General features: G+C 68.3%; 23 protein-coding genes and 2 pseudogenes. 12 read left to right on the top strand and 13 right to left on the bottom strand.

The features are described from left to right. The first annotated feature begins 4 nt into the window (after positions 1-4). Positions 5-928: a D-alanyl-D-alanine carboxypeptidase family protein gene (locus tag ACFWF2_RS00125; protein ID WP_379302931.1), complete on the top strand. Its 924-nt coding sequence runs from the start codon at positions 5-7 to the stop codon at positions 926-928. A 21-nt stretch (positions 929-949) separates the two neighbouring features. On the opposite strand, the gene ACFWF2_RS00120 is transcribed toward ACFWF2_RS00125, so the two are convergent. Next, positions 950-1411 carry a MarR family winged helix-turn-helix transcriptional regulator gene (locus ACFWF2_RS00120; RefSeq protein ID WP_379302929.1) on the bottom strand — a complete coding sequence of 154 codons (462 nt, stop codon included), beginning with the start codon at positions 1409-1411 and terminating at the stop codon, positions 950-952. 57 nt (positions 1412-1468) lie between these two features. Between ACFWF2_RS00120 and ACFWF2_RS00115 the strand changes: the two genes are divergently transcribed. Continuing rightward, a complete protein-coding gene (locus ACFWF2_RS00115; RefSeq protein ID WP_379302927.1) occupies positions 1469-1864 on the top strand; it encodes a hypothetical protein in 396 nt (131 codons plus the stop codon). A 17-nt stretch (positions 1865-1881) separates the two neighbouring features. On the opposite strand, the gene ACFWF2_RS00110 is transcribed toward ACFWF2_RS00115, so the two are convergent. From ACFWF2_RS00110 to ACFWF2_RS00100, 3 genes and pseudogenes are all read right to left on the bottom strand, one after another. Beyond that, positions 1882-3087, bottom strand: a complete 1206-nt coding sequence (locus ACFWF2_RS00110; RefSeq protein WP_379302925.1) for a glycoside hydrolase family 76 protein — start codon at positions 3085-3087, stop codon at positions 1882-1884. 120 nt (positions 3088-3207) lie between these two features. Beyond that, the gene (locus ACFWF2_RS00105; protein ID WP_379302923.1) at positions 3208-4161 is read right to left on the bottom strand and encodes an enoyl-CoA hydratase/isomerase family protein; all 954 of its coding nucleotides are present in this window, start codon (positions 4159-4161) and stop codon (positions 3208-3210) included. Positions 4162-4256: 95 nt separating this feature from the next. Continuing rightward, positions 4257-4391, bottom strand: a pseudogene (locus ACFWF2_RS00100) (WS/DGAT domain-containing protein); the annotation flags it as partial. Between the two features lie 109 nt (positions 4392-4500). Between ACFWF2_RS00100 and ACFWF2_RS00095 the strand changes: the two are divergent. Next, on the top strand, positions 4501-5046 hold the full coding sequence (locus ACFWF2_RS00095) for a nitroreductase/quinone reductase family protein (RefSeq protein ID WP_379302921.1): 546 nt from the start codon (positions 4501-4503) through the stop codon (positions 5044-5046). Positions 5047-5064: 18 nt separating this feature from the next. Continuing rightward, positions 5065-5832, top strand: coding sequence for a methyltransferase domain-containing protein (locus ACFWF2_RS00090; RefSeq protein ID WP_379303301.1), 768 nt, complete (start codon positions 5065-5067; stop codon positions 5830-5832). Positions 5833-5860: 28 nt separating this feature from the next. Here ACFWF2_RS00090 and ACFWF2_RS00085 read toward each other — a convergent pair whose 3' ends face one another. From ACFWF2_RS00085 to ACFWF2_RS00075, 3 genes are all read right to left on the bottom strand, one after another. After that, complete coding sequence (locus ACFWF2_RS00085) at positions 5861-6508, bottom strand: fasciclin domain-containing protein (RefSeq protein WP_379302919.1); 648 nt, start codon at positions 6506-6508, stop codon at positions 5861-5863. Between the two features lie 118 nt (positions 6509-6626). After that, the gene (locus ACFWF2_RS00080) at positions 6627-6776 is read right to left on the bottom strand and encodes an FAD-binding domain-containing protein (protein ID WP_379302917.1); all 150 of its coding nucleotides are present in this window, start codon (positions 6774-6776) and stop codon (positions 6627-6629) included. After that, a complete protein-coding gene (locus ACFWF2_RS00075; RefSeq protein ID WP_379302915.1) occupies positions 6773-7360 on the bottom strand; it encodes a lipocalin family protein in 588 nt (195 codons plus the stop codon). The genes ACFWF2_RS00080 and ACFWF2_RS00075 overlap by 4 nt, the downstream gene beginning before the upstream one ends. A gap of 180 nt (positions 7361-7540) precedes the next feature. Here ACFWF2_RS00075 and ACFWF2_RS00070 point away from each other — a divergent pair, with 180 nt between their 5' ends. From ACFWF2_RS00070 to ACFWF2_RS00055, 4 genes are all read left to right on the top strand, one after another. Then, positions 7541-8371 carry a MerR family transcriptional regulator gene (locus tag ACFWF2_RS00070; protein ID WP_379302913.1) on the top strand — a complete coding sequence of 277 codons (831 nt, stop codon included), beginning with the start codon at positions 7541-7543 and terminating at the stop codon, positions 8369-8371. Positions 8372-8699: 328 nt separating this feature from the next. Then, positions 8700-10511, top strand: coding sequence for a multicopper oxidase family protein (locus ACFWF2_RS00065; protein ID WP_379302911.1), 1812 nt, complete (start codon positions 8700-8702; stop codon positions 10509-10511). Between the two features lie 148 nt (positions 10512-10659). Continuing rightward, a complete protein-coding gene (locus tag ACFWF2_RS00060; protein ID WP_379303299.1) occupies positions 10660-11898 on the top strand; it encodes an oxygenase MpaB family protein in 1239 nt (412 codons plus the stop codon). A 17-nt stretch (positions 11899-11915) separates the two neighbouring features. Then, the gene (locus ACFWF2_RS00055) at positions 11916-12980 is read left to right on the top strand and encodes a lipocalin-like domain-containing protein (RefSeq protein WP_379302909.1); all 1065 of its coding nucleotides are present in this window, start codon (positions 11916-11918) and stop codon (positions 12978-12980) included. A gap of 9 nt (positions 12981-12989) precedes the next feature. Here ACFWF2_RS00055 and ACFWF2_RS00050 read toward each other — a convergent pair whose 3' ends face one another. The 3 genes from ACFWF2_RS00050 to ACFWF2_RS00040 all read right to left on the bottom strand — a co-directional run bounded on the left by ACFWF2_RS00050 (position 12990) and on the right by ACFWF2_RS00040 (position 14378). After that, complete coding sequence (locus ACFWF2_RS00050) at positions 12990-13637, bottom strand: TetR/AcrR family transcriptional regulator (protein WP_379302908.1); 648 nt, start codon at positions 13635-13637, stop codon at positions 12990-12992. A 102-nt stretch (positions 13638-13739) separates the two neighbouring features. Continuing rightward, a complete protein-coding gene (locus ACFWF2_RS00045) occupies positions 13740-14114 on the bottom strand; it encodes a hypothetical protein (protein WP_379302906.1) in 375 nt (124 codons plus the stop codon). Between the two features lie 114 nt (positions 14115-14228). Then, entirely contained in the window at positions 14229-14378 is a 150-nt protein-coding gene (locus tag ACFWF2_RS00040) for a hypothetical protein (protein WP_379302904.1), read from the bottom strand. 186 nt (positions 14379-14564) lie between these two features. Between ACFWF2_RS00040 and ACFWF2_RS00035 the strand changes: the two genes are divergently transcribed. Further along, positions 14565-14732, top strand: a complete 168-nt coding sequence (locus tag ACFWF2_RS00035) for a DUF4236 domain-containing protein (RefSeq protein ID WP_189029076.1) — start codon at positions 14565-14567, stop codon at positions 14730-14732. Positions 14733-14753: 21 nt separating this feature from the next. Here the strand turns inward: ACFWF2_RS00035 and ACFWF2_RS00030 are convergent, their stop codons facing one another. Further along, positions 14754-15143 carry a VOC family protein gene (locus ACFWF2_RS00030; protein WP_379302902.1) on the bottom strand — a complete coding sequence of 130 codons (390 nt, stop codon included), beginning with the start codon at positions 15141-15143 and terminating at the stop codon, positions 14754-14756. A gap of 188 nt (positions 15144-15331) precedes the next feature. On the opposite strand from ACFWF2_RS00030, the gene ACFWF2_RS00025 reads away from it, so the two are divergent. Then, on the top strand, positions 15332-16195 hold the full coding sequence (locus ACFWF2_RS00025) for a DNA/RNA non-specific endonuclease (RefSeq protein WP_379302900.1): 864 nt from the start codon (positions 15332-15334) through the stop codon (positions 16193-16195). 204 nt (positions 16196-16399) lie between these two features. Here the strand turns inward: ACFWF2_RS00025 and ACFWF2_RS00020 are convergent, their stop codons facing one another. Then, the gene (locus ACFWF2_RS00020; protein WP_379302898.1) at positions 16400-17230 is read right to left on the bottom strand and encodes an acyl-CoA thioesterase domain-containing protein; all 831 of its coding nucleotides are present in this window, start codon (positions 17228-17230) and stop codon (positions 16400-16402) included. 233 nt (positions 17231-17463) lie between these two features. Between ACFWF2_RS00020 and ACFWF2_RS00015 the strand changes: the two genes are divergently transcribed. After that, positions 17464-18483, top strand: coding sequence for an alpha/beta hydrolase fold domain-containing protein (locus ACFWF2_RS00015; protein ID WP_379302896.1), 1020 nt, complete (start codon positions 17464-17466; stop codon positions 18481-18483). A 23-nt stretch (positions 18484-18506) separates the two neighbouring features. On the opposite strand, the pseudogene ACFWF2_RS00010 reads toward ACFWF2_RS00015, so the two are convergent. Further along, positions 18507-19580: pseudogene (locus ACFWF2_RS00010) on the bottom strand (AI-2E family transporter). Between the two features lie 203 nt (positions 19581-19783). Here ACFWF2_RS00010 and ACFWF2_RS00005 point away from each other — a divergent pair. Continuing rightward, a complete protein-coding gene (locus ACFWF2_RS00005; RefSeq protein WP_379302894.1) occupies positions 19784-21388 on the top strand; it encodes an FAD-binding protein in 1605 nt (534 codons plus the stop codon). Positions 21389-21623 lie beyond the last annotated feature (235 nt).

The following is a 21623-nucleotide window of genomic DNA, read 5'->3' as shown; positions in this document are numbered from 1 at the left end:
CGCCATGCGGACATTTGCCGGGATGTTGCACGCGGTTATCGCCGGGGTTCTGGTTGTCGTGGCAGGGCCCGGTGTCGCGGCCGCTGTGCCCACGGGAAGTGCCGACCAGGGGCAGCTGCTGCCCTGGCCTGTTCGCGGACCGGAGGGAGTGCAGGCGGCGGGGGCGGCGCTGGCGGACGGCATCACCGGAACGGTGGTGTGGTCACGGGAGGCGCACACTCCGGTCCCGATCGCCAGCATCACGAAGGTGATGACGGCGCTGGTCGTGATCGTCGCCGGTGATCTCGAGCGGCCGGTGACCGTGCCGCAGGAAGTCGTGGGCTACTGCGGCAGGCACAACGGAAGCACCGCGGGGCTGGCGCCGGGCGAGGTTCTCACCGCACGGCAGCTCCTGTACGGGCTGATGCTGCCTTCCGGCTGCGACGCCGCCTACGCGCTTGCCGAGGCCTACGGGCCCGGCCAGGACGGCTTCATCGCCAGAATGAACGACACCGCGGGTGTCATGGGCCTGGCGGGAACACATTTCACCGACCCCAGCGGTTTGCCGAACCCGACCGACAACTCCACCTATTCCACACCGGTGGACCTCGTTGCGCTGGGTGTGCGGGCGATGGGCCTGCCGGTCTTCCGCGACATCGTCGGTTCGCGGACCTTTCACGTTCCCGCCGGAGCGGGTAACCGCGAGCACCTCTGGAATTCGACGAACCGGCTGCTGCTCGAATATCCCGGCACCCTCGGCATCAAAACAGGGAACACCGACGCCGCGGGACACTGCCTGCTGTTCGAGACGGTCCGGGCGGGAATTCCCCTGATCGGTGTGGTGCTGCACAGCTCACCCCACAGCAGCGTCACGGCGAAAGAAGACGCCGAGCGGATGCTGAACTGGGCTTACGATCCGATCCTGAACGTTCTGCAGCCCGTGCGCTGATTCGCACGTGCACCTAGCGCATCAGGTTTCGTCTCGTGGATGGCATGAGGGGTCATGCGCGGTGAACAGCCGGGTCAGCGCCGTTTCCATGGCGCGTTTGCCCGACGGGCTCAAGGCGGCGAGGAACTCGTCCTGGACCCGTTCCAGCTCGGCGAACGCCTCTTTCAGAGTGCGGAGGCCCTTCGGAGTCGGTACCACGACGTGTCTGCGCCGGTCGTCGCCACGCTCGCGGGCTGCCATGCCCGTGCGCTCCAAACGGTCGATCACAGCGACCATGGTCGTGCGGTCGAGGCCGGTGACCCGGGCGAGATCCTGCTGGGAGAACACGCCCGTACTGGCGTAGGACAGTACACGGAAGTCCTTGCCGCGCAGGCCGTAACGGTCCAGCGACCGCTCCACGGCATCGCGGGCCGCATCGCCGACCCGGAACAGCATGAAGATCGGCGCCTGGGTGATCTGCTCCACTGCCGTCGTCTCTCGCATCAGCCCATCTTAGTCACGTACGCTGATCGTCAGTACCACTGATGATTGGAGCTCGATATGCCCGATGCCAGAGTCGTCAAGGTCGCCCTCGTGGTCCTTGGCCTGATCACCATGACGCCGGTGCTGGCACTTGTCACGCCGGCTGCCCTGGAGTACTACGGACTGACTCAACTGGCCCCGATGGAGGAGGCCCTGCTGCGGCACCGCGGCATGATGCAACTGGTCCTGGGAGCCGCGCTGGTCTGGGCGGCGTTCGTCCCCGCGGTTCAGGTGCCGGTGGCGCTGGCCGCGATCACCACCAAGACGACGAATCTGGTACTGACGCTGTCGGATTCGACCACCCGGCCGGACGCCCCGTTGTTCAGCACGGTGTTCGACTCGCTGGCCGTGCTGCTGCTGATCGGCCTGATCGTGCTGCGGCTGCGCCCGACAGCGAGCCGGGTGAGGATCTGACAGGAACCCGCGTGCGCTCACCGTCCCGCGGCGGTGAGCCGGTGGTCCGCTTCGAGCAGCATCCACCCGCTCAACTGCACCGAGAGATCGCGGCTCAGGTTCACCGACGACTCGGCGGCCGAGTCCGCGAGCGGGAGAAAGGTGCCCGGATACTCCCGGACCGTGACAGCACGGGTCCAATCGGTACCGAACAGCGGTAGCCCGTCCACCTCGGCGCGGTGTTCCCAGGCTGCCCGCGCGGACGCGTGCACGATGTCCGCGGCGGTGGTGTCGCCCAGGGACAGTGCGACTTCGGCGAGATATCGCGCGAGGATACCCATGAACAGCCCGGAATCGCCCCCGGCGGTCGCTGTGATCACCCCGGCGTCGGTGAGCTCGTCCGCGACCGCGGCGACGAGCGCGGTCGCCCGGTCACGGTGGCTCGATTCGCCTGTGCGCAGCGCCAATTCGGCTTCCAGCCCGATGGTCACGCCCTGGCAGTAGGTGTGGATGGTCCGGTTCACCCTGCCGCCGGGCTCGTGGACACCGTCGAGGATCAGGCCGCTGTGCGCGTCGCGCAGACGGGTGTGCAGGAAGTCGGCAAGGTCCCCGGCGCGGGACAGCTCGCCAAGCCGAGCCCACGCGATAGCGGTCGGGCCGATCGAGGGGGTGTTGTAGTAGTCGTCGCCGAAGCGCCATGGCACCGCACCGACGGCCGGGTTCCAGCCGTCGATCAACTCCGCTCGCAGCTCCTCGACGGCGTCGCCGAACCGGATGTCGAGCAGCCGGTCGGCGCGGTCGAGGGCCAGCGCCAGCCACGCCATATCGTCGTAGTACCGGTTGGTCCAGCCCGTGATGTTGCGGGTTCGGATTCCGCGGGCGATCGCGACGACCCGGTCGATGCGTTCGGGGGTGCGGGCGCGGGACGCGGCGTCGACCGCACAGTCGAGCAACTGAGCCTGCCACCAGTAGCACCAGCGTCCGAACGACTGTTCCGCTGCCGACGCCGGCCAGACGAGCGCGCCCAGCTTCCGCTGCGTCAGCCCCCAGAGCGGGCGCACATGCCGCTTCACGATCGCTCGTTCGGCCAGGTCCGCCCGCTGTCCGGGGTCCGTGGGGCCGGTGGACAAAGCCCGCGTGATGGTGCCCGCCCGCCCCGGCTGCTCCAGCGCGGAGTACGCGATCGCGGCTCCGGCCGCGAACAGCGCACTGCGTCGGTTGATGCCCTTGTGCCGGCCAGCCATCTGCTCGAGCTCCTCTTACTGGATAACGACATCGGAGCCGAGAACCGTACCGACAGAGTCCGGTGCCGGAATGACCAACACTTGAACTACTCAGGTTTGCCGCGAAAACGTTGTCGGAACCTACTCGGTGAACTCGACCTTGGTTCCGTCGATCCAGCCCGGCAGATTGTCCGCGACGAAGTCGGACATGTCGCGACCTTCGTCGATGGTGGATTCGACGTCGGCGAGGTAGGCGGCCATCGCTCGCTTGGCCGACGGAGTGGACGCCGCGGTCAGGAACTGGGCGCGTTCGATGTGCAGGCCCTTCTCCAGCGACGTCGAACCACCGTGGTAGATGGCGTGTTTGATGCCGCGGACGGCGGTGGGGGAGCGCTTCGCCAGCCGGGCGGCGGTCGACTGCGCCTCGGCGAGCAGGTCGTCGGGAGCTACCACCCGGTGCACCAGTCCGATCTCCAACGCCCGGCTCGGACTGATCGGAGCGCCTTCGAGGCACAGCTCCATGGCGCGACCCGCGCCCAGCACCCGGGTCAGCATCTGGGTACCGCCGCCGCCGGGAATGATGCCGACCAGGATCTCGGGTTGGCCGATTTCGAACGGACCGTCGGCCATCAGACGCAGGTCGCAGGCCAGCGACAACTCGCAACCCCCACCCAGTGCGCGGCCGTTGAGCGCCGCGATGAACACGGTGCTGGACTCGCGCATCAACTGGCAGACCTCATGGTAGCGGCGGAGGTTCGCGACACCGCCTGCTCCGGCTCGAGCCAAACCCGCCTGCCCACCGGGGACATGGTCGGCCAGGGTGCTCATTCGCAGCGCGGCGCCCGCCGTCCGCGGGTTCAGTGTCACCGGGGCGGCTTCGACGCCGTCCAATATCTCCGACACCGAGTAATGGCTGACGAAGACACCGTCGACGGCGCTGGTGAGCACGACCGCACGAACGTCGTCGTCACGGTCGACGACACGAAGTAGCTCGAGCAATTCGGCCATCACGGCATCGGTGAGGAAGTTGTAGGGCGGGTTGTCCAACCAGATCGTCTGCACGGAACCGTGCCGGTCGGTGCGGAGAAACTGCATACGAGTGCCTTTCGACGGTGGGGTTGTCGTGTTACTGCAGGTAGACCCGTTCCAATTCGGCCAATGCTTCACCGCACTACGGTGCGACGCGTTGGCTATGGGGGCAGCGAGGTAGTGCACGCGGTAATGCTCGAGTCGAGGCGGTTCGCGTACGACAGGATCGTAATGTTGAGTGCCTGACCGTCGAGCGGGATAGACACGGCGCGCCACTCTTCGAGGGCCATGCCGTTGTACGAGGTCGGCGTGCATCTCGCCGAACTCGTGTTGCTGCATGTGGGCTACAGGCACCCATAGCACTGGCGGTTCCGGCTTGCTGCCGTCGAGCGCATCATGGATGGCATGGACGACGCGGACCAGAAAGCCCGCCGCGCGGCGGCGCAGGCTGTCATCGGTAGGCACGGTCGGCTGATCCGCAGCCCGCGGGACGGCAAACTGCTCAGTGCGGGAATGCTGCCGCTGTTCCGGCTTCGCGTCCCCCGTGGCTACGGCGTCCTCACCACCACCGGCCGCAAGACCGGTGTGCCGCGGCCGAAGTGTGTTCGAGTGCTGCGCGAGGGCGATCGCGCGTATCTCGTGCAGTTGATGCCACCGCAGCTCACGGTCGAGCAGCCGGGCGCCGTCAACGCATGGTTGCGCAACATCCGGGCCGATCCCCGGGTCACCCTGGAACTGCCCGACGGTACCCACAGCGGCACGGCCAGGGAGATCACCGATCCCGCGGAACTCGGCACCGCGCGTGCCCTGCTGTGCGATACCGTCGTCCCGCTCGACTTCGGCGAATGCGCCATCCATCTGCGTGGTCTGCCGTCCCGGGCGAAGATCCCCGACCTGCACGCCTACTGGTTCCGCACCGGGCGAGCCGTCGCCATCGACCTGGACGCGTGAGATCGTAGCCCGGTGGCTGTGCAACGGAGTTTCGACGAGCTGGTGGCGGAGGCCGCCGCGGCGCCGGTCGACGGCTGGGAGTTCTCCTGGCTGGACGGGCGGGCCACCGAGGAACGGCCGTCGTGGGGCTATCAGCGGCTGATCGGGGGGCGCCTCGCCCTGGCCGGAGCGGCGCTGGACATCCAGACCGGTGGTGGTGAAGTGCTGGCCGGCGTCCCGCGGCTCCCCGCGGTCACCGCCGCGACCGAGGCATGGCCGCCGAATGTCGCCAAGGCGACGGCACTGCTGCGGCCGCGCGGTGTCGTGGTCGTGGTCGACGACGGCGAACCACCACTCCCGTTCGCCGATGTGGCCTTCGACCTGGTGATCAGCCGCCATCCGGTCACGGTGCACTGGACCGAGATCGCCCGCGTGCTCGAACCGGGAGGCATCTACCTCGCCCAGCACGTCGGCCCGGCGAGCGTGTTCGAACTCTGCGAGTTCTTCCTCGGCCCGCAACCGCAGGCCGTGCGCAGCCGCCGTCACCCCGAAACCGCCCGTGCGGACGCCGAAGCAGCGGGCCTCGACGTTGTCGACATCCGAGCCGAGCGGCTGCGCATGGAATTCCGCGACATCGGCGCGGTGATCTACTTCCTGCGCAAGGTCATCTGGATCGTTCCCGGCTTCTCCGTCGAGGCCTATCGCGACCGTCTCCGTGAACTCCACGAACGGATCGTCACCGACGGCCCGTTCATCGCCCACTCGTCGCGCTTCCTCATCGAGGCCCGCAAGCCACGGGCCCGCTGAGTCCGCGGCGGCGCGACCATCGTCGACATCACGCCGCGGGCGGCATGAGCACGCTGTCGATCATGTACACGGTGGCGTTCGCGGTGCGGACACCGCCGCAGACCACGTTCGCGTCGCCGACCTTCAGCTCGTCACCGGACCCGGTGACCGTGACCTCGGCGCCCTCCACGGTCTGGTGCGTGCCTGCGATCTCCGATGGCGCGATTTGGCCGGGGACCACGTGGTAGGTGAGGATCTCGGTGAGGGCGGCCGAGTCGGTCTTCAATGTCTCGACGGTCGCCGGATCGATCTTCGCGAAGGCCGAGTCGACGGGTGCGAACACGGTGAACTGGCCGCCGTTGAGGGTGCCGACCAGGTTGACGTCGGGATTGAGCTCGCCCGAGACCGCCGACACGAGAGTGGTGAGCATCGGATTGTTGGACGCGGCGACCGCCACCGGCTCCTCGGCCATTCCGCTGATGGAGCCGGGGCCGCTCGGAACCTGGGCGGCGTATTCCGCGCACCCCGGCCCGACCAGGCCGGACGCGGCATCCGCACCGGTGGTGTTCGGCGCTGAGGTCATCGGTGCGGGGGATGTCGACGCGGTGGTGCTCGAGCCGTCGTCGGAACAGGCCGCGACGCCGAGCGTCGAGCCGAGGAGCATGGTCGCTACGAGGGTTCTGCGCAGGTATCGCATGATTCTTCCGTCACTTCCGTCGGCGTGCGGCACGATGCCGCACGGTGTGGATGCCACGGAGTCCGGCTGGCCCGGCCGCTCGGATGGCTGCACTCTGTCGCTCGAATGAATGCCGGCCTCACCACCCGACACAATCGATGATCGGCACGGGATAGGTTGCCGGATCGATGTTCTCGCGCCAGGGACGATGAATTCGCGTGCCGGGCAGGTCCGCCAGCTCTGGCAGCCACCGCCGCACGCAGGTGAACAGTGCCATGGCGATGCTCATCGCGCGCAGAGGGGTCGCACATCGTCACGTCCACCGGTCGCCGGCGAGGTGAGGTACACGCACGGGTCCTGGCCCGCTGCCCGGATCGCGTCGTCGACCTGCTGCCAGGTGGGGGCGTCCAGCGCCGGGGTGCGCGAGAGTACGAAACCGGAGAGCCTGCTCGGGGAGGTGACCAGTGCCCACGAGTAGTCCGGGCCGAGCGCGGTCACGACATAGTTGGTGGCACCCTCGCGCTCACCCTGACCGGGAACGCTGGGGAAGCTCACGTGCAGTTGTGCGTTCGTGACGGGGTCGTTCACCGTGGCGGTGCCGCGGATCTCGTCGACGCCGCCGGTCCAGGTGTGGCAGCGGTTGTGGACCCCGATGTCGCCCCGGGGGTCGAGGGTGTAGACGGCGGTGGTGTCGCGCGCGCAGTTGAGATTGAACACCTGCGGAATCGCCGCGAGCTGACGCCATTCGCCGAGATAGCGATCGAGATCGAGCCGCGGAACGGGCGCGGGCGGCGCGGCGACCGCGGCGCCGGCGAGGCTCGCGGACGCGGCGAGTAGCACGGCGGTGATCCATGAACTACGTCGAGTGCGCACGGGAACTCCTCGAGATCGATGGTGTAGCCATTCTACCAGAAAACGATGCATAATCGATTCATGAATCCGCCGGCTCGCCGAAATTCCGCGATGTCGGACCGGCCTCCCGGCAGGGCCACGCCGACGCGCGGGGACCCGGCTGTGGAGTGCGGGCCGGGGCGTTCGGGGCACAATGAGGCTGTGCCCGCCGCTCCCGCCTCCGCCGTGGCGGGCTATCCGGTGCGCGCGGTGGCCGAACAGCTCGGCATCCCGACCGCCACCCTCCGCAGCTGGAACCGCCGCTATGGGATCGGGCCTGCGCAAGACCGTCCGGGCCGCCACCGGCTCTACACCGACGCCGACATCGCCGTGCTCGAGCGCATGCTCGAACTGATCGGCGGCGGTGCGAGTCCGGCGGGCGCCGCGGCGGCGGCGCGGGGCCCCGCGCCGGTACTCGGAGACCGTGCGGCCCTGCTCGACGCGGCGTTCGCCTTGGACACCACCGCCGCCTGCGCTCATCTGGATGCACACGTTCGGGCCTACGGTGTCGTGCGGACCTGGGAAGCGCTGTGCCGCCCCGCCTTTGCCGATATCGTCGCGCGCCAGGGTGCCGGCGAGGCCTGTATCGATGCCGAGCACCTCCTGTCGTGGTCGATCGCGGCGGTCATGCAGCGGGTGACACCCGCGCCGGGTGGTGCGCCGGTGCTGCTGGCGTGCACCAGCGGCGAAACACATTCGCTGCCACTGGATGTGGCGCGTGCCGCGTTGGCGCAGGCCGGGATCGGTGCGCGCATGCTTGGCGCCGACGTTCCCACCGACGCGTTGTCCGGCGCGCTGGCCCGGCAGGCGGGCGCGTCCGCGGTGCTGCTGTGGTCGCAGCGCGAGTCGACCGCGCTGACCTCGGCGGTGCTGGCCTGCGCGGCGGCCGGAGCGCGGGTGCTCGTCGGCGGGCCGGGCTGGGATGTCGTGATGCTGCCCGACGCGGCCGAGCGGATCGGTGGTCTGGCTGACGCGGTGGAAGCCCTCAGCTGATCCTGGCGTGGAGTCATCCTGCTAGGTGTGGCCGATAAACGATGCAATAGTGATGCAATTGCGGAGTGCGCCCGCCAGCTCTGTCTGTGGTTTCAGTCGTCATCGGTGGATGGCTTGGTCCGGCCGAGGTGCCGCAGGGTCTCCTCCAGTCCAGCTGTGCGGAAGGTGTGCCCGGCGTCGGCCAGCCGTGACGGAGGCCCCGGCCAGGTGGCTCCAGTAGTCAGAATCCCTGGTCGCGGACGCTACATCCAAAGAGGTACTGCCGACTATACCTAGTGGTATGGTCGCCCATCGTGCGTGCAACGGTGCAGCACGGAAGGGCTCGACCATGGAATATCCGATCGAACGCCGCCGGTTTCTGCGGATGACCGGCGCGGGTCTGCTCGGTGCGGTGCTGATCGAGGCGCCTGCCTCCGCTGCCCCCGTCGCACCGCCCGGGATACGGAGTCCACTGCTGTTCCATTCCCCGGCGGTCGAACCGTTCGTCGACGAAATGCCCCGACTGCCCGTGGTGCGCGGTGACCGGCTCGACCTCGTCGCCTCGACCACCACCCACCGCTTCCACCGTGACCTGCCGGAATCACCGGCGCTGGGCTACAACGGGATGAGCTACCTGGGACCGACGATCGAACATCCGGTGGGATCGCCGCTGCGGGTGCGCTTCGAGAACCGGATGACCACGCACCCGCTCGCGGCCGACATGGACACGAGCCTGCACGGTGTCGCCGAGAGTTTCCGCGCCGCTCCGCCGTCCTCGCTGCATCTGCACGGTGGTGTGACACCGCCGGACAGCGACGGGCATCCCGAGCAACTCGTCCACCCGGGCGGCGGCATCGACCACGATTTCCCCATGGCCCAGGACGCCGGACACCTGTGGTACCACGACCACGCGATGGGCATCACCCGCGTGAACGTCTACGCCGGACTGGCCGGAATGCTGCTGCTGCGAGACGAATTCGACACCGGCGAACCCGGCAATCCGCTGGGTCTGCCCGCCGGGGAGTTCGAGATTCCCTTGGTGTTGCAGGAGAAGCTCTTCACCGCCGACGGGCGTCAATCGGTCCGGTCGACGCCGGTGGTGCCGGAAGGTGGCTGGGAAGGCGGGGCGGTCGGGGACATCGGACTGGTCAACGGCAAGATCTGGCCGTATCTGCCGGTCGCGCGCGGCCTCTACCGCCTCCGGGTGCTCAACGCCGCCTCGTTCAGTGTGTGGAATCTGTTCTTCGGCAACCGGATGCGGTTCTGGGTGATCGGCAACGATCACGGCCTGCTCGACGCGCCCGTCGCGGTGCACGAGCTGCGGTTGTCACCGGGCGAACGAGTCGATCTGCTGGTCGATTTCACCGAACTGGACCCGGGCGAGACGGTCGAACTGCGCAACGACGAGGCGCCGGTCTTCCAGGCCGCGATCCTCGGCGAGGTCACGATGCCGAAGTTCTGCCAGTTCCGGGTGCGGGATCGGCCGGGCTTCGCCGGTGGTGTACCGGAACGGTTGCGCGGCGGCACATTCGGGCCGCCGGTGCTGCCGGCGATCGAGACGCCGACCGTGGTGCGCACCGTCACGGTGAGTCAGCCCTACGAATTGCGGGTGCCGCCGGCGATCATGTCGCTGAACAACCTCACCTTCGCCAGCCCCGACATCGAATTGCCACGCCAGGGCACCGTCGAGCAGTGGGACATCGTCAACATCACGCCCGATCCGCACCCGATCCACCTGCACCTGGTCACTTTTCGCATTCTCGGCCGGACGCCACTGCGGACGGTCGACTATCAGCTGGCCCATCCGCAGCCGCCGGTCGGACAGAAATGGGTGCCGTCGGCGCACGGCTTCCTGGCCGGTCCGAGGCAGCCGCCGCAGCCATGGGAAGCGGGTCGCAAAGACATCGTGCGCGTCGACGGCGGGACGGTCACCAGCATCATCGTCCGGTTCCCTACCGCGGCGGAACTCGGCTTCGATCCGGACGCGACCTTCCCGCGCCGGGCCGCGACCGAACTCGCGGGGGCGGACGGCCATGGTGGGCACCGCGTCGCCGACCATGCGGGCCATCACCCCGACGACCTGCAGGGCTACGTCTGGCACTGTCACCTGCTCGACCACGAGGACCACGACATGATGCTGAAGTACCGCATCGTGCCGTAGGAGCGACAGCATTCCATACTTTCGGGTACGGACATATGTGCTTAGTAGTATGGTCGGTGCAACGCGACGCCGATCGCAGTCGATGAGCGAAGTGAACGTCAGGAGGCCGACAGTGGCCGAAATCGTCGAAGATCACGTCCAGCCGCCGGTGAAATGCCCCACGGCTTTTCGCTATTGGGAGGCGCGCGGCACGCCGGCGGTTCGCCGGATCGAACGCATCTTCGCGGCCGTGACCAGGCAACCGCTGTTCCCCAGCGACGAGCAGGCTGCTGCCCTGTGTGCGGACCTGTTCACCGGCGACCCGGTGGCCGAGCGGTTCGTCGCCGAGGTGATGTACGGCGAGATCGGATCGAAAGCCGGTCGCCGGATGCTGGACACGGCCCTCGCCGAGGGTATCGATGCGGTGCCCGACGCACCGGAATCCATGCGCGCGCTGTTCGCCGAGTTCGAGACGGTACCCGACTGGGTGGTGCCCGAACTGGTGGAACAGGGCGCGGCCATCTGGCGGCGCTGGGGCACCATGCTGTTCAGCTTCGCCGGTGCCGAAACCCTCGAGATGTACACCGAAGCCGCGGTCGCGACCCCGCTGTCGCTGGCGGGCGGGTACGCCGGGGACAGCGCGCTGCGCCGGTTCCTGGAGACCACCCGCTTCTGGATGGACGTCTCCGCCCGCGACGCGCTGCTCACCCCCGGCTCGGCAGGCCGGGCCACCGCACTGAAGGTGCGGGTCATGCACGTGTCGGTGCGGGCCAAGGTCGCCGACCATCCGGAGTGGGACATCGAACGCTGGGGTCTGCCGATCAGCCAGACCTACCAGATGCTGACCCTGCTCGGCGGCAGCGTGACGCCCGGCCTCGGTTTGTGGGCGCTGGGATATCAGACGACACCGTCGGAAATCCGCGCGCTGCTGCACTTTCAGAAGTACATGGGCCATCTGCTCGGCGTGCGGCTGCGCTGGTATCCGGAGACGGTCCTCGACGCGCTGCGGGTGCTGGCCATGACGATCGCGTCGCGGTCCTACGACGCCGGGCAGCACGGAACGGAACTGATCGAGTCCTATCCGGCGGCGTTCGCGCCTCGTGACGGCCACCGTGGCCTGACCCGGTGGCGCGAGATGTACAACTACCGGATCAACTCCGTCTACTCCGCGATGTACATGGCGCCCGGCACCCGCCGCCGCTACACCATGCCGCCCGCGTTTCCGTGGATCGCCATTCCGATCCTGCGCTTCCCACTGATCACCGCGATGGAGATCGTGCGCCGAGCCTGTCCGCCGTTCGCGCGGGTGCACGAGAAGCTCATGCTCGCGCATCGCGAGAACTGGTACCGGGCCCAGATGCAAGGTCGCGAAGCGGCCTTCGACGCCAGCGGCGCGCTGCGCCGATGAACCCACCGAAAGCAGCCATGAGTACCGCAGACATCGTCGAAGTATGGAACGGGCCAGGACGCCAGGACGGTGCGCTGACACCGGTGCAGCCCCGGCACAACGGATTACATCCGTCGCCGAGCAAACTGGCCTTCGAACACTGGTATTTCGACGCGCACCTCGACACCGGCCACGTGGTGATCGGCTTCCTGACCAAACGCCGCCCCGAGGATCTTCCCCTCGCGCGGCCCTGGGTGGAGATGATGGTCTACGCGCCCGACGGAACCCGTCGTCAGGTGTCGCAGCGCTATCCGCGCTCGGCCACCTCGTTCGCCACCGATGGCTGCGACGTGCGCGTCGGCCACAACACCGCGCGCACCGAATTCCGGGCCTACGGACTCCCGACCCACCACCTGCACATGGCCGAGGACGGCATCGTCTTCGACCTGCGGTTCCACAACGAAGTGCCCAGCTGGATGCCGGGCAAGGGCGAAACCCGCTTCGGCGCCAAGGATTCCTTCGGCTGGATGGTCGGCGCCCCGCGGGCACGAGTGACCGGCGCGATCGAACTCGACGGTGTGCGGCACGAGGTCACCGGGCGTGGATACCACGACCACAACTGGGGCGTCGGCGACATGAAGAAGATCATCGAGCGCTGGCATTGGGGACGGCTGTACGTCGAGGACTACTCCCTGCTGTTCGCCTCGGTACTGACCCAGCAGCGCCGCGGCGGGCACGAGATCAGCCCGCTGATGCTCGCGCACCACGACGAGATCGTGCTGTCCACCGGCGAGACCAGGCTCACCGAAGGACCGGCGCGCTTCGACACCACCGCGGGACGGACCTACCCCGAGTGGGTCGAGTTGCACGTGCCGGACCGGCTCGAGCTGCGCCTGGACGTGGTGCGGGTCATCCATGCCCACGACCTGCTCGACGATCTTCCCGTGGTGCGGTCGGGCCTGATCAAGCCGCTGGTGCACCGGCTGGTCGGGCATCCGGGCTACTTCCGGTTCGAGTCCACCTTCGATCTGACGGTGCGCACCGAGGCGGGAACCCGGCGACGGACCGGTTCGACCCTGCACGAACTGGTCGCGCTGACGTGAACCGGTGGGTCAGTGGGGCGTTTCCTTGCTGGTGATGAACCGGAAGAACTCGCGACGCTGATCCTCGGTCGGCACGGGGAGGTTCTGGTTCCCGTGGACGAAGCCGATCCCGGCGAAGCACATCAGGCCTGCCCGCATCTCCGCTTGTTCCGCGGAGAACCCCATGTCGACGAGGGTGTCGGACAGCGCGTGGAAAATCCGCTGATCCAGTGCCTTCACGGCCTCGGCGACCTTGGCGTTCGTGCGGGCCCAGTCCCGGACCGCGAGTTCGACCTGCCACACCCGCTCCGCGGTGAGCAACTCGCCCATGCGGGCCAGGCGCTGCTGCGGGGGGAGCTCCTCGAGGCCGTGGAAGCCGCGCGCCGCGTCGTTCTGATCGGCGCACCAGAACTGCGCCGTGGTTTCCAGGAGTTGATCGATGCCGTCGAAATGCCAGTAGAAGCTGCCTTTGGTCACCCCGAGTTCGTCGCACAGCTTGGCGATGGTGATCGCGGCGACGCCGTCGCGCAGGAGCACGGTCAGTGCCGCGGTGGTCCAGTCCTCGACGCCGAGCCTGCGGGCAGCGCGTCCGGCTGCCGCTGCCTTGCGCTTGGACACCGGCGCTGGCGGTCGCGGGTTGCTGGCACCTTCGGTCATGGTCGCCTTCCGTGTCGGCACCGCGCCAGCCTATCGCCCGGCAATGCTGTGACCGGGGAGCGGGCAGTTGGCCGTACACCATAGTACGGCCAGACCTACCTGAAGGTATGGATTGGTCGTTTGTTACGCGCCGAGGAGGCCGATATCGGTGTCGAGCACCGCCGCCTGTTCGACGAGGACGCGTGTCTCCGGCGCGTCGCCGACGCGGTCGACGAGGTCGGCGCGCGAGATGACGAGCAGACCGCCGTCGTCGTCCCCGGCACCGGATCGGATACCGACGTGGCCTTCCGAGAGCACCAGGCGTGCGTCGGGTGCGTCGTCGTCGAGCAATCGGCGCAGGGTGGCTTCGGTGACGTGGCCGCCCGCCCCGGGGGCGCCGGTGTCTTCCATGGCCTCCGCGAGTTCGCGGCGCAATCGTTGAACCGTTTCTTGGTCGCCGACGTCGCCGGCGGTGGTGATGTCCTGTCGCAGTTGAGCGACGATGTCCCGAGATACCACGGCGTTCTCCTTTGCTACCGGCATGACCATCGATGGTGGCCGTCGGAGATCGGCCACATGGTGGCGGTACCGCAGAATCCAGGTCCTAAACAGACCCGGTGCCGGTTCGGCGCCTCAGGTCGTCACCCGGGTCGCGATGACCATGGCGGCCGCGAGGCCGAGACTACCGGCGGCGCCGAGCAGGAGGGATTCGGTGAGGACGGACAGGCCGAAAAGGAAGAACACGCAGGTGGCCAGCACAATGGCGATGCTGGGCAGATCCATGCTCGTCGTACTCGGATTCCGACTACGTGAGTTGGTCATAGCTATGGCATGCCCGGATGACCAGTGGGCAAACGTCATTCGTACGGACAGTTGCTTTGCCGTTTGATTGCGAACAGTCCTGCGCGGTGAAAGCCATGGGGGCTCAACCGGATCGGCTATCCTGGGGGCGATTCAGGAAGGCTTCTCATGCCCATCAGATTTCGTCAGCGCAAGTCCTTCGGCCCGCTGAAGCTCAATTTCACCCAGTCCGGACTGTCCTCGTGGAGTATCAAGATCGGTCCGTGGACCTGGAACTCCCGCACGAGGAAGAACAGTGTCGACCTTCCCGGTCCGCTGAGCTGGCGTCAACGCTGAGTACTCACCGCTCGTAGTCGGTCAATTGCTCTGCACGGCCTTGACCCGGCGCCGCAACAGGCAGAACTCGTTGCCCTCCGGGTCGGCCAGCACGTGCCACGATTCGGCGCCCGTCTGCCCGATGTCGATCTTGCGCGCACCCGCGTCGAGCAGCCGCTGCAACTCCGCGTCCTGATCGCGGTCGGTGGGACTCACATCCAGGTGCAGCCGCAGCTTCTCCCGCTTCGGCTCAGTGGTGGGACCGAACACCAGAGTGGGTTGCGGTCCGCCCGATCCTGTCCCGGGCGGGCCGATCTCCACATAGCCGTCCTCTTCGTCGATTTCGACGTAGCCGAGGACTTCACACCAGAAGTCCGCCAGCAGTCGCGGGTCGGCGCAATCGATGACGAATTCGGTGATCCGGCAGGCCATGCCTGCGACAGTACGCGCGCACGCCGTTCGACACGGCGAATCTCCCCGTCATCGCCGGGACGAACGCGCGTCCGTGACGGAATGCGGGTAGTCGACTACTCGTGAGGTTGTCGATCGGGGCGGTGACGATGGTGTGCACGCTCGGTGAGCGCGCAGACAGCATCCCGTCACTGCGGAAAGGGCTGACGATGACTGCCGACATGAATACCAGCCGGATCGGTGACTTCGTCGCGGTCGACGAAGTGGTGTCGACCGGGTACGACAGTGGCTTCCTCGGGCCCGGTATCGGGGTTCCGGAGCTCGATGCCGCGGTGCGCGGGGACGCGGTGCGCCTCGACGGTTCCGAAGTCATCAGGTACACGCACTTCTCGTTGGCACTGAGTGCCGCGCGGCGCTTTGCGTTCTGGGTGGGCTGGAATATCGATGGCGCCGCGATGAAACGGATCGGCAGGCGCGGTATCGACTTCGTCAAAGACTCGCGGATCCCGGCCGACGTGCAGGTGGGTAATGAGCTCTACCAGGGTAATCGGCTCGATCGTGGGCACCTGGCGCGGCGGGCTGACCTGCTGTGGGGCAGTGAGAGCGAAGCGGAGAAGGCCAATATCGACTCGTTCTTCTACACCAACATCACCCCGCAGATGGACGACTTCAATCAGAGCAGCCGCCGCGGAGTGTGGGGGCAGCTCGAAGACGCGGTGTTCGCCGATGTCGACGTCGACGACCTGAAGGTGACGGTGTTCGGGGGACCTGTCTTCGGCGCCGATGACCGCGTCCACCGCGGGGTGGCGTTGCCGAAGGAGTACTGGAAGGTGATCTGCTTCGTCGAGGCGGGCAGGCTCACCTGCCGCGTGTTTCTGCTGACTCAGCAACTCGACCTGCGCGAAGCGCTCGAACTCGACGAGTTCCGGGTGTTTCAGGTCGCGCTGACCGAGATCGAGGAGCGGACGCGGCTCCGCTTCCCGGCCGCCCTGCACGATGCTGACACCCTCGCGACCACCGAGCTGACAGGGGTGCGCGAACCGCTGGAGTCCACCGCCGATATCCGGTGGTAGCCGGTGGCGGAGTGGAGGTGGCGGTTGCCGGCCCGGTAGGGGCAGCGCCCGGTGGGCGCGCTGGTGCGCGGCAACCGCCTGCCTACCGGTCCAGGAGAACGGCCATCCCGTCCCCGGCGGCGGTCTGTGGGTGATCCAGATCGGCGATACCCTGCCGTGCTGACTCCAAACAGGGGCGGCTCGTGACTGGCTGGCAAAGCCCGGTTACGGCTCGGCCCCGATGACAGTCAGGTCGGCAGGGCCTCGCGCATTGGCGAGTGAACTGACCGTCGCTGTGCCGAACACACCCTTGCGGTCGTACACCGCCGCCGTGCCGATCACGATGCCGTCCTGCGCGATCCGATCGAGGCCGATCAGCCCGGCCTCGCCGCCCTCCGGTAGCCGGGTCAGGGTGAGCGTCGCGTCGGCATTGATGTATTCGAGGCCGTTGCTGCCGAGATTGGCGATCACGTTGGTCACGTCGGCCAGGCCCGCGACGAACTGGAACGGCGTCGGTTGCTCACCGGCCACGACCGTGACCGGGTGGTGCCAGATTCCGGTGCGCCCGGTGTTGTGGTGGGTGCGCGGATCCGGTCCCCAGCCCGTGTCCTCGCTGAAGTACACCCGATCCTGGCCGGGTGCGGGAAGCCGATCGGTCGGCGGGGGATCGGCGGTCGTGTCGGGTGACCAGCAGAGGCCGTCCGGCGCGGGCCCGGGGCGCAGGTACAGCGCACCGGCGCGGGCGACCGGTCTGTCGTCCTGGATCAAGACGACGTCGAAGAGCGCCAGCCGTCGCCCGTCGCGAACCACGGTGAGACGAGTCCTGCAGGGGCGCATGAACACCGGACGGAACAGGTCGAGCGTCCACCGGACCGGGCGCAGATCGGTGCGGCCCCTGGCCGTGACCTCGCGTTCGACCGCACGTGCCAGGGCGGCGCCGACAGCCATACCCCGCAACTGGCCGCCGTCCCAGCCGCTGCCCGCGTGCGGCTCCGGGATCAGCACCTCGGCATGTGTGTGCGAATCGGATATCGCGCGAAAGAATGCGTGGCTCACCGGCGGACTCCTTTGTGGTATCAGCAGTCTCGCCTGACACGCGGCGTCGATGGCGCGCGACTCACTGGAGGCCCCCGTAGTGGTGAGTCGGCGAATACTTCATCTTGCGCCCGATCTGCGCGGTTCGCTACCCGGGCGACCGGAATCATCGGTGCCGGTCGGTTCGGTGGGACACAATCAGGTCCGAGCTCGCTGGAACGATCAGCGAGCCGGACGAAAGCCATGGTGGAGTTGTGTCGTTGCTGGAAACCCTTGTTCGTGGCGCCGCCGGGAAGGTGTTGTCCGCGCCCGGCGCGGTCTTCGACCTGCTGCCGATTCACCGTCCCGTCGTCGACGGGCAACGGCTCAGCGGCAGGATGCAGATGTTCTCCGCCATCGGCAAGCGCGACCTGCTGGCGCTCACGCCGCCTACCGCTGCGCGGCGGCGACGGCTGGACTGGTTCATGAGCCTGGCGACCGCCGTGCCGACCGGTCCGGTCGAGACCTCCGAGATCGCCGTCCCCGGTGCCCTCCGCGCGCGGATCTACACGCCACACAGCGCGGACGGCGCGCTGCTGGTGTTCATCCACGGTGGTGGCTGGCATGTGGGCAGCATCGACGGCTACGACGGGCTGGCCCGATTCCTGGCCGACCGGTCCGGTGTCACGGTGCTCACGGCCGATTACCGGCTCGCCCCGGAACACCCGTTCCCGGCCGCCTACGACGATGTCGCCGCGGTGTTCCGCTACGTGGTCGACAATGCCGAAACACTCGGTGTCGACCCCGCCCGGATCGGCATCGGCGGCGACAGCGCGGGTGGGAATCTGGCCGCCGCGGTGGCGTTGCATCTGCCTGCCCGGTATCGCCCCGCGCATCTTTCGCTGCTGTATCCGGTCCTGGACGGTGACCTCGACCGTCACGTATCCAGTGACCTGTTCACCACCCCGCTCGACAAGGGCTGCGTCGAACGGGCCATCACCTGGTACGCCGGCACCGAGCAGCATCGGGTGGATCCGCGCTTCTCCGTGCTGTCCGCCGACGATGTCAGCGCGCTCCCGCCGACCCATGTGGCCACCGCCGGGATGGATGTCCTGCGTGACCAGGGGACCGCACTGGCGGAGCGGCTCCGCGCCGCAGGCGTCGCGGTCCGGCTGCGCCAGTTCGACAACCTCCCGCACGGCTTCGCCAGCACGCTCGTCGATCCGCAAGCACGCTCGGCGGCAACGGAATTCGCCGAGGTTGTCCGCGCCGGGCTCGGGCCGAGCGAGGCATAGACCGCGCTGCGCGCCGGAACGGTTCAGTCGTCGGCGGGTGCTTTCGCCGGCCGTTTCCGGCGCGCTGTCGTCTGGTCGATGCGCGGATCCTCGGTCACCGCATAGTGTTTCACGTATTCCGACAGGAACGCCTGAACCGTCGCCGTGGCCGGGATGGCCAGCAGCGCGCCGACCGCGCCGAGCAGCGCGCCGCCCGCCAGCACCGCCAGCAGCGCGATCGCGGCATTGACGTCGACGGTGCGCGCGGTGATTCGCGGCTGGAGCAGGTAGTCCTGGACCCACTGGTACACCACCGCGAACGCGATGACCCAGACCGCGTCGAGCGGGTCGACCGACAGCGCGACGAACACCGGCAGGATCGCGGCGATGTAGGTGCCGATGGTCGGGATGAACGCGGAGATCACGCCGAACCACACGCCCAGCGCGATGGGGTTGGGCAGACCGAGGATCGCCAGGAACGCACCGTGCGCGATCGCGGAGACGATGGCGAGCAGCAGCCGCGAGTACAGGTAGCCGCCGGTCTTGTCGATGGCGAGATCTCATGCGTGCAGGAAGGTCTGCTGATGGGCGGGTGGCAGCATCGAGCAGACGGTGCGCCGCACCTTGGGGCCGCCCGCGGTGAGATAGACGCTGAACAACGCGATCGTCAGGACCTGCGCCAGCCCGCCCAGCACGGTCGTCGACACGCCCCAGACATTGTCGGCGGCGGTGCGGGCGTAACCCTCGATCAGGTCGGACTCGCGCAGCAGCCGCTGACTCAGATCGTGCATCGTGAAGTGCTGGCCGAAGGCGCGATTGACCCAGTCGATGCCCTCGTCGACCAATCGCGGCGTCTCGTGGGCCAGGTTCGTCGTCGTCTCCACCAGCAACGTCACCAGTGCGGCGAGGAAAGCCAGCACACAGGCGAAGGTGCCGAGGAACACCAGACCGGTGGCGAGTCCGCGTGGCACGCCGCGCCGCACCAGCACCGCGACGGCGGGCTCCATCGCCAGGGAGATGAAGAAGGCGACCAGCAGGATGATCAGGAGGCCGAGCAGCCGGTGGAACGCCCAGTCGGCGAGCAGGAACAGCCCGAAGAAGACCAGGGCCAGCGCCATCGCCCGAGGAAGCCACGGCGGCATCCCGGTGCGCGTGCGCGGCGGCGGTTTCTCCGGGGAATCGTTGTCCACGGCTCCCAGTGTCGCCCCGGACCGGCCGCGTCCCCGGCACCGACGCGGCCCTGGACGCATTTCTAGAACACGTTATAGTTTTCCCAGGCGGCGACCATGTCGACGGCGCGTCCGCCCGGAAGGTGGTACAGGTGCGGACCTGGGATTTGTCAGCCGACGTCGTTGTCGTCGGATACGGCGGCGCGGGTGTGGTGGCGGCGCTGGCCGCGCGGGAAGCGGGCGCCGACGTCCTCGCGATCGACCGCTATCTGGGCGGCGGTGCGACGGCGCTGTCCGGTGGCATCGTGTACGCGGGTGGCGGCACCTGGGTGCAGCGCGCCGCGGGCATCGACGACGACGTCGAGAACATGCTCGCCTATCTGCAGGCCGAGGTCGGTGACGCGGTGAGCGCGCCGACACTGCGCCGATTCTGCGAGGAGTCCCCGGCGTCGATCGACTGGTTGTCCGCGCACGGCGTGCCGTTCCAGCCGTCGGTGTGCCCGTACAAGACGTCGTACCCGACCGACGACTACTACCTCTACTTCTCGGGCAGCGAGAACTCCGGCGGCTACCGGGAACTGGCGAAGCCGCGCCAGCGCGGTCATCGCGCGCACGGCCCCGGTGTGTCCGGCAAGGCGCTGTTCGGACCGCTGGCCGAGTCGGCGGCCGCGCGTGGTGTCCGCGTCCGAACCGGGTCGAGGGCAACCCGCCTCGTTGTCGAGGACGGGCGGGTGACGGGCCTCGAGGCCGTCACAATCGACGGTGCGCCCGCGGCGGTGCGGCGCCGGTTCGCCGTGCTGGCCCGCATCTCGGCGAAACCCGGTGTGTACCACCCTGGTCTGCGCCGGGTAGTGGAGTCGCTACTGGCCCGGATCGAGCGCAAGCACGGACGGCGGGTGCGGATCCAGGCGAGATCCGGTGTCGTGCTCACGACGGGTGGGTTCATCGCCAACCAGGCGATGGTGGCCCGGCATGCGCCCGCGTACCCGTGGTCGCAGGGGCTGCCGCTCGGCACCGCCGGTGACGACGGCAGCGGCATCACCATGGCGCGGGACATCGGCGCGGCGAGCGGCAAGATGGACGCGCTGTCGACGTGGCGCTTCATCGCGCCGCCCAGTGCGCTGTTCGGCTCGATCGCCGTGAATCGCCTGGGGCAGCGCATGATCGACGAATCCCGCTACGGCGCCGCCCTGGGCGCCGCCGTCGCGACCAGTCCCGGCCATCGGGCGTGGCTGCTGATCGATGCCGAGCTGGAAGCGGAAGCTCGCACCCAGATCGGTCCGCAGTCGGTGTGGTTCCAGCGTATGCAGACCGAGCGGCTGTGGCGGATCGGGCGAGTCTCCGGCCGCACCGTCGAGGAGGTCGCCACCCGCGCCGGTATCGACCCGGTCACCCTGCGCGACACCGTGGACGCGCACAACCAGGCGATCGAGCACAACCGGCCCGATCCGCTGGGCAAGCCCGACGATATCCGGCGCCCGATTCGCACCGGACCCTTCGCCCTGCTGGACATCTCGTTCACCGCACGGCTCACCTACCCGATGCCCATGCTCACCCTCGGTGGTCTGCTGGTCGACGAGGACACCGGCGCCGTCCGCGCCGAATCCGGCGACATCATCCCCGGCCTCTTCGCGGCGGGGCGCGCCGCGGTCGGTATCTGCTCGAACTCCTACGTCAGCGGCCTGTCGCTGGCCGACTGCGTCTTCTCCGGCCGCCGCGCGGGCGCACACAGCGTCCAGCCTGCCCCGCGCAGCTGAGGGGAAACCGCGAAACAGCCGGCGGGCTCGTGATGGCGCGGGCGAGGACCTCGTCCAGCACCTGCGCGGTGCCCGGAACGTCCAACTGCGAGTTGTCGATGATCGGCAGCCCCGACCCGTACCAACCCGCCATCCGCCCGTGGATCCGCGCGACCTCCTCGTCGGAGAGGCGGCGGTTGCCGTGACGGGCGGCGTTGCGCTCCAGGACGATCTCCAGGCCGGGCAGCAGGACGAC

Origin of the sequence: Nocardia sp. NPDC060259 (assembly GCF_042728775.1) — a bacterium.
In the GTDB taxonomy this organism is placed as follows: domain Bacteria; phylum Actinomycetota; class Actinomycetes; order Mycobacteriales; family Mycobacteriaceae; genus Nocardia.
This window is presented reverse-complemented; position numbering and strand designations above follow the sequence as displayed.